The sequence below is a fragment of the Bradyrhizobium sp. STM 3566 genome (assembly GCF_045571445.1).
GTDB classification, from domain to species: Bacteria; Pseudomonadota; Alphaproteobacteria; order Rhizobiales; family Xanthobacteraceae; genus Bradyrhizobium; species Bradyrhizobium vignae.
The window spans coordinates 2,016,672-2,030,500 of the sequence record NZ_CP120692.1 but is presented as its reverse complement, the minus strand read 5'-3'; the positions used below and the strand labels follow the sequence as shown (position 1 = coordinate 2,030,500).

Annotated in this window: 10 protein-coding genes, 1 other RNA gene and 1 pseudogene; 2 read left to right on the top strand and 10 right to left on the bottom strand. The window is 65.6% G+C overall.

Annotated elements, in window-relative coordinates:
* Nucleotides 1–119: 119 nt before the first annotated feature.
* The 8 genes and pseudogenes from P6U27_RS09660 to rsmH all read right to left on the bottom strand — a co-directional run bounded on the left by P6U27_RS09660 (nt 120) and on the right by rsmH (nt 10,044).
* A pseudogene (locus tag P6U27_RS09660) lies at nt 120–1,056 on the bottom strand (IS630 family transposase).
* Nucleotides 1,057–1,275: 219 nt separating this feature from the next.
* Nucleotides 1,276–2,673, bottom strand: coding sequence for a UDP-N-acetylmuramoyl-L-alanine--D-glutamate ligase (murD, locus tag P6U27_RS09655; protein ID WP_122401969.1), 1,398 nt, complete (start codon nt 2,671–2,673; stop codon nt 1,276–1,278).
* 12 nt (nt 2,674–2,685) lie between these two features.
* Complete coding sequence (mraY, locus tag P6U27_RS09650; RefSeq protein WP_122401968.1) at nt 2,686–3,789, bottom strand: phospho-N-acetylmuramoyl-pentapeptide-transferase; 1,104 nt, start codon at nt 3,787–3,789, stop codon at nt 2,686–2,688.
* Nucleotides 3,790–3,971: 182 nt separating this feature from the next.
* Nucleotides 3,972–5,354, bottom strand: coding sequence for a UDP-N-acetylmuramoyl-tripeptide--D-alanyl-D-alanine ligase (gene murF / locus P6U27_RS09645; RefSeq protein ID WP_122401967.1), 1,383 nt, complete (start codon nt 5,352–5,354; stop codon nt 3,972–3,974).
* On the bottom strand, nt 5,351–6,823 hold the full coding sequence (locus P6U27_RS09640) for a UDP-N-acetylmuramoyl-L-alanyl-D-glutamate--2,6-diaminopimelate ligase (protein WP_407119944.1): 1,473 nt from the start codon (nt 6,821–6,823) through the stop codon (nt 5,351–5,353). The genes murF and P6U27_RS09640 overlap by 4 nt, the downstream gene beginning before the upstream one ends.
* An 84-nt stretch (nt 6,824–6,907) precedes the next feature.
* Nucleotides 6,908–8,662 carry a peptidoglycan D,D-transpeptidase FtsI family protein gene (locus P6U27_RS09635; protein ID WP_407193932.1) on the bottom strand — a complete coding sequence of 585 codons (1,755 nt, stop codon included), beginning with the start codon at nt 8,660–8,662 and terminating at the stop codon, nt 6,908–6,910.
* Nucleotides 8,659–9,051, bottom strand: a complete 393-nt coding sequence (locus tag P6U27_RS09630) for a hypothetical protein (protein ID WP_122401964.1) — start codon at nt 9,049–9,051, stop codon at nt 8,659–8,661. Before P6U27_RS09630 ends, P6U27_RS09635 begins: the two co-directional genes overlap by 4 nt.
* A gap of 3 nt (nt 9,052–9,054) precedes the next feature.
* On the bottom strand, nt 9,055–10,044 hold the full coding sequence (gene rsmH, locus P6U27_RS09625) for a 16S rRNA (cytosine(1402)-N(4))-methyltransferase RsmH (RefSeq protein ID WP_407193931.1): 990 nt from the start codon (nt 10,042–10,044) through the stop codon (nt 9,055–9,057).
* A 437-nt stretch (nt 10,045–10,481) separates the two neighbouring features.
* On the opposite strand from rsmH, the gene P6U27_RS09620 reads away from it, so the two are divergent.
* Nucleotides 10,482–11,342 carry an N-acetylmuramoyl-L-alanine amidase gene (locus tag P6U27_RS09620; RefSeq protein ID WP_174221563.1) on the top strand — a complete coding sequence of 287 codons (861 nt, stop codon included), beginning with the start codon at nt 10,482–10,484 and terminating at the stop codon, nt 11,340–11,342.
* A 185-nt stretch (nt 11,343–11,527) separates the two neighbouring features.
* Here P6U27_RS09620 and P6U27_RS09615 read toward each other — a convergent pair whose 3' ends face one another.
* Both P6U27_RS09615 and P6U27_RS09610 read right to left on the bottom strand, forming a co-directional pair.
* Entirely contained in the window at nt 11,528–12,760 is a 1,233-nt protein-coding gene (locus P6U27_RS09615) for an RNA polymerase sigma factor (protein ID WP_407193930.1), read from the bottom strand.
* A gap of 22 nt (nt 12,761–12,782) precedes the next feature.
* Nucleotides 12,783–13,136, bottom strand: a complete 354-nt coding sequence (locus P6U27_RS09610; protein ID WP_122401961.1) for a YciI family protein — start codon at nt 13,134–13,136, stop codon at nt 12,783–12,785.
* 150 nt (nt 13,137–13,286) lie between these two features.
* Between P6U27_RS09610 and rnpB the strand changes: the two genes are divergently transcribed.
* Nucleotides 13,287–13,767, top strand: an RNA gene (gene rnpB / locus P6U27_RS09605) — RNase P RNA component class A.
* The last annotated feature ends 62 nt before the right edge of the window (nt 13,768–13,829 follow it).

The following is a 13,829-nucleotide window of genomic DNA, read 5'->3' as shown; positions in this document are numbered from 1 at the left end:
GGCCGCTTTCAGACAGAGGTCCGTCCATTGGTCGCCGAGGTTGGTTACCGCAGGGTTAAGGAAATCCGGATGTGTGGAGATGATCTCCGCCGCCGCCACACAACTAGAGCATGATGTTTTTATACGGAAACATAGCCTGAGTTTTTGAAGTAGTTGGTGCACTCCTCCTTGGAGAAGAGATCGAGGAGTTCACCAACCTTTCTCCAGGTTGCCTCCACGTCACGGGGCTCGGCAGCTCGCATGAGATGTTTGAGTTTGGCGAAGACCTGCTCGATCGGATTGAGGTCCGGGCTGTAGGGCGGCAAGAAGATGCGGTGGGCGCCTCTGGCGCGGATGGCTTGGCGAGCCGCTTTGCCCTTGTGGCTGCCAAGATTGTCGAGAACGACGATCTCACCCGGTGCGAGGGTGTAACACCTTCTCGACGTACAGCGTGAAGAGCTCACCATTGATGGGACCATCAATCACCCAAGGCGCGCTGATCCGATCGTGACGCAGCGCCGCGATGAAGGTCATTGTCTTCCAATGGCCGAAAGGTGCAGAGGCTTGGAGGCGCTGCCCGCAATGCCCCCAGCCGCGCAGTGGTGCCATATTGGTTTTGATCCACGTCTCGTCGATAAACACCAACCGCGCGACGTCGATCCTGCCTTGATGTGCTTTCCAGCGGGTCCGCTTACGGGCGACGTCGGGACGATCCTGCTCGGCTGGTAGAATCGTTTTTTTGAAGCTGAGCCCTTCGGTGTGAACAAAAGTCCACACCGCCCGCACGTCTGTCTTGATCCCGCGTGCAGCCAGTTCCTGCGTCAGCTTGCGCAAAGTGAATGGCCCCGAGCGAATGCGTTTGCGCAGCCAGTCGGCGTTGGCATCCGACAGAACCCGCTTCTTGTGGCCGCCGATTTGGCCAGGTGACAGGCCTCCGGTATCCCGTCTCAGATTCTTCCACTTCGTCACGCAGGAGGCGCTGATCTGGAGCGCCTCGGCAATCGAACGAACTGTTTCTCCCGCCTCAGCTCGCGCCAAAGCCCGTTCCCGGATGTCTTCCGAATAGGGTCGCGTCATCCATGCCGGCCTCCGCCCTCCAGCATGGATGTTGAATCAGAAATCGCTCCCGGTGGGAATCCCGATTCCAGCCAAAAACAACATGCTCTAACTGTCATGCCCCGGCTCGACCGGGGCATCCAGTACGCCGCGGCCTCTCGGCTCAAGCGCCGCCTCTGGGATACTGGGTCGCCCGGTCACGCCGGGCGACGACAACGGAGATTGTGGAGAGGGGATGCCTCAGACCACCGGCTTCACACCCGGCAGCGCCTGCACCAGTTCGCGGAACTTGGTGCCGCGGATCTCGAAATTGCGGTACTGGTCGAAGGATGCGCAGGCTGGCGAGAGCAGCACGACTGCGTCGGTGAGGCCCGACGCTTCCGCGTCGCGCGCGGCGTGCTCGACCGCGACATCGAGGGTTTGGCTGATCTCGTGCGGCACTTGTCCCAGCGTGCCCGAAAACTCCTGCGCGGCCTCGCCGATCAGATAGGCTTTTCGGATGCGCGGGAAGAAGCCGGTCAGGCTGGTGATGCCGCCGGCCTTCGGCTTGCCGCCGGCGATCCAGAAGATGTCGGCGAAGGACGACAGCGCATGCGCGGTGGCATCCGCGTTGGTGCCCTTGGAATCGTTGACGAACAGAACATTGCCGCGTCGGCCGACCTGCTCCATGCGGTGCGCAAGGCCCGGAAAGCTGCGCAGGCCATTCTGCAGCACGTCCAGGCTGATGCCCATCGCGAGCGCGGCCGCCGCCGCGCAGGCCGCATTCTGTGCGTTGTGCAGGCCGCGCAGCGAGCCGATACCGCCGAGCGCGGCGACTTCGCTGCGGGCGCCGCCCGACGCGCGCACGATGTTGCCGTGCTCGACGTAAAGGCCTGACGCGAGCGGATTCTTGACCGAGATCCGCACCACGTTCTTGCCGGCGCGATCGAGCCGGTCGGCGACATCGCGGCAATAGCCGTCGTCGACACCGACGATCGCGGTGCCGCCTTCTTGCACGGCCGCGACGAGGCGCTCCTTCACCGCGGCGTAGTGCGCGAGCGTGCCGTGACGGTCGATATGGTCCTCGCTGACGTTGAGCAAAATGCCGACGGAGGGATCGAGCGAGGGCGTGAGGTCGATCTGATAGGACGACATCTCGATGACGTGGACGCGGCCCATGCGTGGCGGCTCCAGCGACAGGATCGCGGTGCCGATATTGCCGCCCATCTGGGTATCGTATCCCGCGACCTTGGTCAGATGCGCGATCAACGCCGTCGTGGTCGATTTGCCGTTGGTGCCGGTGATGGCAACGAACGGCGCGTTCGGCGCATGCCGGCGCCGTTCGCGGCAGAACAGTTCGATATCGCCGATCACCTCGACGCCGGCTTCGCGCGCCTTCAGCACGCTCCAGTGCGGCACCGGATGGGTCAGCGGCACGCCGGGCGCGAGCACGAGCGCTGCAAACTTCGCCCAGGAGACGTTGCGCAGGTCCGCAGTGATGAAGCCGGCCTGCGCGGCCTTGGCGACATTCTCGGCATTATCGTCGGCGGCGACCACCTCGGCGCCGCCGGCCTTCAGCGCGTGGCACGAGGCGAGCCCCGAGCCGCCGAGGCCGAACACCGCGATCGTCTTGCCGGCGAAGGATGTGACCGGGATCATCGCGGGGGACCGTCAGCGCAGCTTCAGCGTCGAGAGACCGGCGAGCGCCAGCATCACCGAGATGATCCAGAAGCGGATCACGATCTGCGGCTCGGTCCAGCCGAGCTGCTCGAAATGATGATGGATCGGCGCCATCCGGAAGATGCGCTTTCCGGTGAGTTTGAACGACACCACCTGCACGATGACGGAGACCGCCTCCAGCACGAACAGGCCGCCGATCACAGCAAGCACGATCTCGTGCTTCACCGCGACCGCGATGGCACCGAGCATTCCGCCGAGCGCGAGCGAGCCGGTGTCGCCCATGAAGATCGAGGCCGGCGGCGCGTTGAACCAGAGGAAGCCGAGGCCCGCCCCTAGCAGCGCGCCGCAGAGCACGGCGAGTTCGCCGGTGCCCGCGACATATTTGATCTGGAGATATTCGGCGAACACGGCGTTGCCGGCGAGATAAGCGATCATCGCAAAGCTCGCGGTCGCAATCATCACCGGCACGATGGCGAGGCCGTCGAGACCGTCGGTGAGGTTCACCGCGTTGCCGGAGCCGACGATGACGAAGGCGCCGAAGATGACGAAGAACCAGCCGAAATGCAGCACCGTGTCCTTCAGGAAGGGAATCGTCAGCGCAGTCGATGCGGGATCGCGGTTCAGCCGCACCAGCGCATAGCAGGCGACCAGCGCGATCGCCGCCTCGATCAGCAGGCGAAGCTTGCTGCCGAACCCGGTCGTGGTCTGCTTGGTGACCTTGAGGTAATCGTCGTAGAAGCCGACGAAGCCGAAGCCGAGCGTCACTGCGAGCACGATCCAGACATAGGGGTTGAGCGGATTGGCCCACAGCACCGTGCCGACCGTGAGCCCGGACAGGATCATCAGCCCGCCCATGGTGGGCGTGCCCTTCTTGGCGAGATGCGATTGCGGACCGTCGGTGCGGATCGGCTGGCCCTTGCCCTGGCGGATGCGCAAATGATCGATGATCCAGGGTCCGAACAGGAACACGAACAGCGCGCCGGTGACGACGGCGCCGCCGGTGCGGAAGGTGATGTAGCGGAAGACGTTCAGGACCGTGCGGATTGCACCGAAGCCCGGAAATGTATTGGAGAGCTCGATCAGCCAGTAAAACATTCAGACGGTCCTATGGCGCCTTCGCACGCGCAGCCTTGGCCTGGTTCTCGGCCTTCATTTTGGCCTCAACGTGCCTCACGCGCATTCGCTGGTCTTCATCATCGGGTCGGACGCGACCTCAGGGGAAACGGACGGCTTCGTGCCGCAAAAGAGGGATTCGGGAACAGCGCCTTCCAAGCAGTTTACGCCTTTGCCTGCAAGGCGGCCACCAGCCCCGGCACAAACTTGTTGACCCAGAACATCTTCTTGCTGCCCTTGACAACCACGACGTCGCCTGCCTTCAGCAGGCGCGCAACCTCGCTCGGCTTCAGCGTGGCGGGATCGTCGTGCCAGCCGAGGCCCTTGCCCGGTGGCAGCACGTCGTAGAGGTGACGCATCAGCGGGCCGACGCAGTAGACCGCGTCGATGCCTTCGAGATGCCTGGCGAGGCCGGTGTGATAGCTCGGTGCGTCCTCGCCCAGCTCGAGCATGTCGCCGAGCACCGCGATGCGGCGACCGCCGCTGATGTTGCGCGCCTCAAGGCTTTGCAGCGCAGCCGCCACGCTGGCCGGATTGCCGTTGAAGCTGTCGTCGATCACGGTGATGTCGCCGATTGCCTGCTCGACGCCGCGGCCGGTCATGATGCCGACGCGGTCGAGCTTGATCGCGAGCGTCGCGACGTCGAGATGCGCAGCATGAATCGAGGCCAGCGCAGCCAGCGCATTGTGCACCCGGTGCGGCGCGCCGGGGGTGAGGCTGAAGGCGATCTCCTTCTTGCCGATCGCGGCCACGACCTGCCACCTCTCGCCGTGAGGCGCATGCGCGACCTCGTGCACCTCGGTGTGCTCGCCTCCGAAGCGCACGACCCTGCCTTTCCACTCGGGCGCCTTGATCCCGGCGGGCAGCACCAGCACGCCATCTTCGGGCAGGCCGAGCGCGATCGACACCTTTTCGCGCCGGATAGCGTCGAGCGAGCCGAGCTTCTCCAGATGCACCGGCTGGACGTTGACGACGAGCGCGACGGTCGGCCGCGTCAATTCGCTGAGCCGCGCGATCTCGCCTTGCTGGTTCATGCCCATCTCGACGACCCAGAGGCTGGCGTCCGGCTTGGCATTGCACAGCGTCAGCGGCACGCCCCAGAAATTGTTGAAGCTCGAGGGGCTGGCATAGGCGTTCGGATAAGCCGCCAGAAACTCCTTGGTGCTGGTCTTGCCGGCGCTGCCGGTGAGCCCGATCACCGGCCCGTGGAAGCGGGCGCGGGCAGCGCGCGCGAGGCCCCAGAGGCCGTCGATCAGCGTATCCTTCACGACGATCTGGGGGATGCGGATGCCCGCGATCTCGTGCGGCACGATCATCGCGACCGCGCCTGCGGCTTCCGCCTTGTCCGCGAACTCCCAGCCGTCGCGCGCGCTGGCGAAGGCCGAGATGAAGCCGCCGCTCGGCGTGCCGCTGAGCGCGACGAACAGGCTGCCCGGCTTCACCAGTCGGCTGTCCTGGGTGACGAAATCGATCGGCGTATCCGGGAAAGATCCGGCGGCGCCCAGCGCACGCGCGACCTCGGCAACCGTCCATATCGGCGCGCTCATGCAATCCTCGACGCTAGTGCGGCGGCAACCGCCTCGTGATCACTGAAGGGCAGCACCTCTCCACCGACGATCTGCCCGGTCTCGTGGCCCTTGCCGGCGATGAGCAGTGCATCGCCGTCTTCCAGCTCCTCGATCGCGGCGCGGATCGCGGCAGCGCGGTCGCCGATCTCGCGTGCGCCCTTCGCAGCGGCGAGGATCGCGGCGCGGATGGCATCCGGCTTCTCGCTGCGCGGATTGTCGTCGGTGATGATGACGCCGTCGGCATTCTCCGCCGCGATCGCGCCCATGATCGGACGCTTGCCGGCATCGCGGTCGCCGCCGGCACCGAACACGACGACCAGCCTGCGCTTGGCATAGGGCCGCAGCGCCTGCAGCGCTTTCGCCAGCGCGTCGGGCTTGTGCGCATAGTCGACGAAGATCGGCGCGCCGTTGCGCTCGCCGACGCGCTCGAGCCGGCCCTTGGCGCCTTCGAGATGTTCGAGGCTTGCGAACACGTTTGCAGCGTCGCTGCCGGTGCCGATGGCAAGGCCGGCCGACACCAGCGCGTTCTCGATCTGGAATTCGCCGACCAGCGGCAGCCGGATCGCGTAGCCCCTGCCGCGATGTTCGACCGTGAGCTTCTGCGCAAAGCCTTCGACCACGGCCTCGGTGAGGCGGATGCCCTCGCCTGCGCCATCACCGTTGCGGCCCACCGCCATGATGCGCAGGCCGCGCGCCTTCGCCGCATCGATCGCTTCCGCTGAGCAATCATGATCGGCCGAGATCACGGCGGCGCCGCCCGGCGGAATCAGCTCGCGGAACAGGCGAAGCTTTGCCGCGAGATAATGCGCGACCGTCGGATGGTAATCCATATGGTCGCGCGAGAGATTGGTGAATCCGCCGGCCGAGATATGCACGCCATCGAGGCGGTACTGGTCGAGCCCGTGCGAGGACGCCTCGAAGGCGAGATGCGTGACGCCTTCGCGCGCGATCTCGTCCAACTGCCGGTGCAGCGCGATCGGATCCGGCGTCGTCAGCGAGCCGTAGACCGTGCGCTTCGGCGAAACGAGACCAATGGTGCCGATGCTGGCGGAGGCATGTCCGAGCCGCTCCCAGATCTGACGCGTGAAGGCGGCAACCGAGGTCTTGCCGCTGGTTCCGGTCACCGCCGCAATCGTTGCAGGCTGCGCGGGGAAGAATCTTGCGGCGGCGAGCGCCAGCGCGCGGCGCGGATTGGTGGCGGCGATGAACGGCACCTTGCATGCTGCCGGCGCATGATCGCCGACGATTGCGATCGCGCCCGCAGCAACCGCAGCATCGATGAAGCGAGCGCCATCGGTCTTGCTGCCCGCGAGCGCGAAGAACAGATCGCCCGGCTTGACCACGCGGCTGTCGAGCGCAACGCCGCTCACGTCGAGCGCCGCAACGGCGGGCTCGATCGCGGCATCATTGCCCAGAACGTCTTGACCTAAGAGGTCGCGCAGCTTCATGGTCTTCCAGTCGACATGCCCGGCCGGAAAGCCGAATCCTTGGGAAAATCCCGACTCAGCACCGGCGACGGCCCACCCGGTTGATTACTGGGTTGTCCTGGATGCTGCAAGAATAAGGCGCTCGGACGGCGGCAGGTCAAACCGCGGCTCGACGCCCAGAAGCGGCGCGATCCGCTCGATCACCTTGCCGCCGGTCGGCACCGCGTTCCAGCCGGAGGTGATGAAACCCTTCGTCTCGGGAATCGCCTGCGGCTCGTCCAGCATCACCAGGATCTGATATTTCGGATCGTCGCAGGGCATGATGGCGGTGAACGAGTTGAGCACGCGCTTCTTGGCGTAGCGGCCGTTGATGACCTTTTCCGACGTTCCGGTCTTGCCGCCGACATAGTAGCCCTTGATGTCGGCGGTCTTGGCGGTGCCGATTTCGGCGTTGAGCCGCATCAGGAACCGCATCTTGTCGCTGGTCTCCGGCTTGATGACGCGCTTGGCCATCGCCATGGCTTCGGATTCGCTTCGTTTCATGAATGTCGGCGGAATCAGGTAGCCGCCGTTCACCAGCGCGTTGATACCCATCACCGCTTGCAGCGGCGCCACGGAGAGGCCCTGGCCGAACGCGGCAGTCACCGTGTTCAGCTCGCTCCAGCGCCGCGGGATCAGCGGCGCCGCGCTCTCCGGCAATTCGGTGCGCAGCCGCGTCAACTGCCCCATCTTGGCGAGGAAGGCCTTGTGCGCCTCGACGCCCTGGCCGAGTGCGATCCGTGCGGCACCGATGTTGGACGAGTAGGTGAACACTTCCTTGGTGTTGATGAAACGTCCGAGCGGATGGCTGTCGTGGATCGTGAACTTGCCGTAGTGCAGGTTTCCGCGCGCATCCCACATCGAGTTCAAGTTGATCTTGCCGGAATCGAGCGCCATCGCCAGCGTGAACGCCTTGAAGGTCGAGCCCATCTCGTAGACGCCGGTGGTCAGGCGGTTGATGCGGTCGGGGTCGTGCGCTTCCTTCGGATTGTTGGGATCGAAATCCGGCAGCGAGACCATCGCCACGATCTCGCCGGTCTTGACGTTGGAGACGATGCCGGAGGCGGCCTTGGCGTGGAACTTGTCCTTGGCCTTCAACAGCTCGTCGCGCAGCGCATGCTCGACGCGCAGGTCGACCGAGAGCTCGATCGGCTTCTGCAGCCGGTCGGTGGCAAAGCCGGCGCGGTGGAGATCGGCCAGCCCCTGGTTGTCGAGCCACTTCTCGAGGCCAGCGATGCCCTGGTTGTCGATGTTGACGAGACCGATGAGATGGGCGACCTCGTTGCCGGTGGGATAGACGCGCTTGTTCTCGCGCAGGAAGCCGATGCCTGGAATTCCGAGCTTGTGGACGGCCTGCTGCTGCGCCGGCGTGACCTCGCGCTTGAGCCAGACGAAGCCCTTGCGCGTCCTGAGGCGCTCGCGCACCTCGACCTCGTCGAGGTCGGGAATGGTCGCGGTCAAGAGCTCGATCGCCTCGTCCTTGTCGATGATGCGGCGCGGCTCGCCGAACAGGCTCGCCGCCTTGACGTCGGTCGCAAGGATTGCGCCGTTGCGGTCGACGATGTCGGGCCGCGCGGTCGCAACCACCTCCTGCGCCGCAGCGCGGCGCGCGCTATGGGCGTCGGCGCCGATCGCGAACATCACGAGCCGGCCGCCGATCAAAGCGTAGACCGAGGCGAAGGCGAGCATTGCGAGGCCCACGCGCGCGCGCGCCTTCGCGGCGCGATCGACATTGCGCCCGTAGAGCAGGCTTCGGATCAGCCGCTGCCGCCAAGGCTCGGCCGACTTTTCGGTTGATCTTGCAGACGTTGCCGGGCTCATTGCTTGTCCTCGGGCTGAGGCACGGAACCCGTCACCGTGTCAGGGTCGCTCGCGGCTTCGATGGTCTTGAGCATGGCCCCGATCGGATCGGGCTCGCCCGGCCTGAACATTCGCGGCGGACGTTCCGGCAGGTTCTTCAGCGAATCATATTGCGTGCCGTTGATCGGCTTCAGCGACAGATGCCGGTCGGACAGGCCTTGCAGGCGCAAGGGCGCATCGAGCTTGGCCCATTCTGCGCGCAGCGAGGCGATCGCATCGCGCTGTTCGCGGATCTCCGCATGCAGCCGCAGCACCTTCTCGGTGCGCGCCGTGGAGTCCATCTTGATCCGGTAGACATGGGCGGCTGCGAAGATCAGCGCACCGATGACGAGGAGGTGGATGATGCGCATGCGCTAGCCGCCCCTCATCACGTCCGAGAGCTTTGGCCAGGACGATGTCTCGTCGGTCTCGTGCGCCGGCGCCGAGGTGCGCTCGGCGGCGCGCAGCTTTGCCGAGCGCGCGCGCGGATTATGCGCGACTTCGTCCTCGCCGGCGACGACCGGCCGCCGCGTCAGCAGCTGGAAGCTCGGCGCACTTTGCGCGACTTCCGGCAGATGCCGCGAACCGCCGCCCGTCTTGGAACGCTCGGAGAGGAAATTCTTGACGATACGGTCTTCCAGCGAATGGAACGAGACGACGACGAGGCGGCCGCCGGGCTTGAGCACGCGCTCGGCCGCAGCGAGCGCGCTCTGGAGTTCCTCGAGCTCTTCGTTGACGAAGATGCGCAGCGCCTGGAACGTCCGCGTCGCCGGGTGAATGTCCCCGGGCTTCGATCGCACCACCCTGCCGACGAGATCGGCGAGCGCGCGCGTGGTGGTGAACGGCGTTTCCTGCCGGTCCGCCACGATGGCGCGCGCGATGCGGCGGGAATGCCGCTCCTCGCCGAAGAGATAGATGATGTCGGCAAGATCGCCTTCGGAGGCGCGCGCGACGACGTCGGCCGCGGTCGGGCCTGTCTGCCCCATCCGCATGTCGAGCGGACCGTCGAGGCGGAAGGAGAAGCCGCGGCCGGCCTGGTCGAGCTGCATCGAGGACACGCCGACGTCCATCACGACGCCGTCGATCGCCTCGACGCCTTGCGCGGCGCAGACCTCGGCAAGGTTGGAGAAGCGGTCCTCGACCAGCGTCAGCCGGCCCGCGGAGCGTTCGACCAGCTCGGCACCGCCGGCAATCGCGGTGCGGTCGCGATCAATGGCGATCAGTCGGGTTCCTGGCACCTCCAGGATCGCGCGGCTATAGCCGCCGGCACCGAAAGTGGCGTCGACATAGACGCCGCCCTCGCGCGGAGCGAGATGCGCGATGGCCTCACGGCCAAGAACAGGGATATGCGGCGCCGAGCTCATGCGCGACGCCTGCCGACCACCCAGCCTGACCAAGCGAGATCGGGGTCGAACAAGCCCATAACGCCTCGAATCATTGCGCGTCGCGGCGGTTCCACGACAAAGCCCCCGTCCTGCATGGTAACCGAGCCCGGTCGTCCCGGGCCACCAACCCAGTGTTCCCAGTGGAATTTGTCGGGCAGCCATGGGATTTCGAGCCAAAATACGCTTTGGCCGCCTCCGGACGCGGGTCGGCTCTTCATCTCTCAGTAACGGCCCTTAGCGTTAAGAAAGCGTTGCTCGGCTCGTGACAAGTGGAAAAGGTGACGTGGGGGTGATGCTTCATCCACACACATCGCCAAAATGCATCCGTTAACCGCGTCGCGTGATTGCGCACGGTGCAGGGTAAAGGAATAGTAAAGAGAAGGGCTTGCCCCACTCTCCGTCCGTTTGAGCTGCTCATGCCCTCCGGTTCGTCCACGCCGTCTGGATCCGATTCGAAGCGACAACGTGTTCTCCCGGTTCCCAAGACCGTGGCGGGCCTGCGGACGTTCGAGCCCGATTCCTCGATCGTGTCCGACATCATCCCCTCGCCCAATTATGGCGAGCGCAACAAGGGACGGCAGCCGGACATGATCGTGCTGCACTACACCGGCATGCCCGATGTCGAGGGCGCGCTGGCGCGGCTCTGCACGGCCGGCACCGAGGTCTCGGCGCATTATGTCGTGCTGGAGGACGGCCGCATCGTGCAATGCGTGCCCGAGACCAAGCGCGCCTGGCACGCGGGCGTCTCTTCCTGGGCCGGCGAGGACGATATCAACTCCTGCTCGATCGGCATCGAGATCATCAATCGCGGCCATGACTGGGGCTATCCGGAGTATCCGCTGCGCCAGATCGCCGCCGTGATCGCGCTGTGCCGCGGTATCATGCTCCGCCGCAAGGTGCCGGCGCACCGGGTGCTCGGCCATTCCGACGTCGCGCCCGCCCGCAAGAAGGACCCCGGCGAAAAATTTCCGTGGCATTCGCTGGCTAATTCCGGCGTCGGTCACTGGGTAACACCCGCGCCGATCGTTCGGGGCGAGAAGCTGATGCTCGGCACCATCAGCGACGCGGTACTGAGCATGCAGCAGGCACTCGCACGGTACGGCTATGGCGTGCCCCTGAACGGCAAATACGACGCCGCGACCATGGAGGTCGTCACCGCCTTCCAGCGCCATTTCCGTCCGGCCCGGCTCGACGGTGTCGCGGATCATTCGACGCTCTCGACATTGCAGGCGCTGCTGGCGAGCTTGCCGTCGGACGCGACGACGGTTGCGAAGTGAGGGCGACAGCTACATCCTCCGTCGTTGCGAGGAGCTCGCGACAAAATTGCGAAGCAATTTTGCGCTGATGCGACGAAGCAATCCAGACTGTTTCCCCCGAGGCAGTCTGGATTGCTTCGCGGAGCCTGTCATCGGGCCGCGCTTCGCGCGGACCCGTTGGCTCGCATGATGACGTTGATACAGCCCTACCCCATCTCCCTCACCCTTCGCGCATAGAGCCGCCGCAACGGCTCGAGTTGCGTTGCCCCGGTCGCCGCACGATACGCCTCGCGCGCCTCCTCCGTCCTGCCGAGCCGCCGCAACAAATCCGCGCGCACCGCGGGCAACAGCTCATAGCCGCGAAGCCCGCCGCGCGCGGTGATGGCATCGACGAGATCGAGCGCTCGTGCCGGCCCATCGACCATCGACACCGCCGCCGCATGGTTCAACTCGATCACCGGCGAAGGACTGATGCGCAGCAGCACCTGGTAGAGCCCCGCAATCTGCGGCCAATCGGTCTCCTCGAAGCTCGGCGCACGCGCATGCAGCGCGGCGATCGCGGCCTGCACCGCATAGGGCTGCGGCCGGCCCGGCACGCGCAGCGCGTCCTCCACCAGCCGCAGGCCCTCATCGATCTGCGCGCGGTCCCACAGCGCGCGGTCCTGCTCTTCGAGCAGCACGATGTCGCCGGCCGGCGTCTCGCGCCCGGCGCGGCGCGCGTCGTGCAGCAGCATCAACGCCAGCAGGCCCTTGATCCCGGCGCGATCGGGCAGCAAGCGGTCCAGCAGGCGACCAAGCCTGATGGCCTCGACGGCGAGATCGGGCCGCATCAGGTCCGTGCCCTCGGTCGCGACATAGCCCTCGGTGAAGACGAGATAGATCACGGCCAGCACGCCATCGAGCCGCGGCGCCAGCGCCTCGCGCTCCGGCACCTCGTAGGGGATGCCGGCAAGCCTGATCTTCTGCTTGGCGCGGACGAGCCGCTGCGCCATCGCCTCCTCGCTGACGAGAAAGGCGCGCGCCACCTGCGCCGTCGACAGCCCACAGACCGTACGCAGCGTCAGCGCGACCTGCACCTCGGGCGCGAAGGCGGGATGGCAGCAGGTGAAGATCAGCCGCAGCATGTCGTCATCGAGCGTTGCCGGCGGCTCGTCGGGGCCCAGCGCGTTGAGCTCGAGCTCATGCACCAGCGCCTGCTGCTTGCCGCGGAAGACCACCTGGCGGCGGATGCGGTCGATCACCTTGTGCTTGGCGACGTTGACCAGCCAGGCGCGCGGATTGTCAGGGGCCTCACACCCCGCCCAGCGTTCCAGGGCAACGGCGAAAGCATCCTGGAGTGCGTCCTCGGCGAGATCGAAATCGCCGACGAGGCGGATCAGCGTGGCCAGCGCCCGCCCCGCCTCGTCACGGAATATCCTGTCGATCTCGCCAGGGGTCATGCGGCGACGCGCGGCTCGGCCGTCACTTGTCGTAGACCCAGATCGGCCGCACCTCGATCGAGCCGATGCGCGCGCTGGGAATCCGCGCCGCGATCTCGATCGCCGCGTTGAGATCCTTCGCCTCGACCAGGTAGTAACCGCCGAGCTGCTCGCGTGTTTCCGCGAACGGACCATCGGTCGTCAGCGTCTTGCCCTCGCGCACACGCACGGTCGTTGCAGTCGTGGTCGGCTGCAGGCGGTCGCCGGCCTTGAAGTTGCCGCTCTGGATGATGGATTGCGTGAAGGCCTGGTATTCGGCCAGCATCTTCTGGCTGGTCGCCGCGTCGTTCTTCGCGTACTCGACCTCGTTCTGATAGATCATCAGCAGATATTGCATGGCTTCACTCCTGTTGTTCGGCTCACTCGCCGACATCCAGTCGAACGGGGTACGGTCCAAACGACATCTTCAGGATAAATTATTTCGGGCGGATCGTACGTCGCGATATCGGCTTGACGGAACCGTCACAAATGCCCATGCGTAGTCCCGTCAGTCGGCCGGACGGCCGCTCCGGCAGGTGCCGAAAGGCCGCCGGGGAGGAAAGTCCGGGCTCCCTTGACATGCGGTGCCGGATAACGTCCGGCGGGGGTGACCCCAGGGAAAGTGCCACAGAGAACGAACCGCCCGCCGTCGCCCCTTCGGGGCTATGGCGCGACAAGCCCTCAAGGCTCGCCGCGCCGAAGCTGCGCAAGCAGCGTAGGCGGGTAAGGGTGAAAAGGTGCGGTAAGAGCGCACCGCGGTTCCGGCAACGGAGCCGGCATGGCAAACCCCACCGGGAGCAAAACCGAATAGGGACGGCATAGCGGGCTGTTCGCGAAAGCGATAACGCCGCGGGGCGATGTCAGGCCCGCCGTCCGGGTAGGTTGCTCGAGGCCATGTGCAAACATGGTTCCAGAGGAATGGCCGTCGCGTATCGTTCGCGCAAGCGGGCGGTGCCCTACAGAACCCGGCTTACAGGCCGGCTGATACTCTGAAGCGTTTTCGAGCGAAGTGGTTTTCCGGTTCGCGTGAAGAAAACGCGTCCTGCTGAGG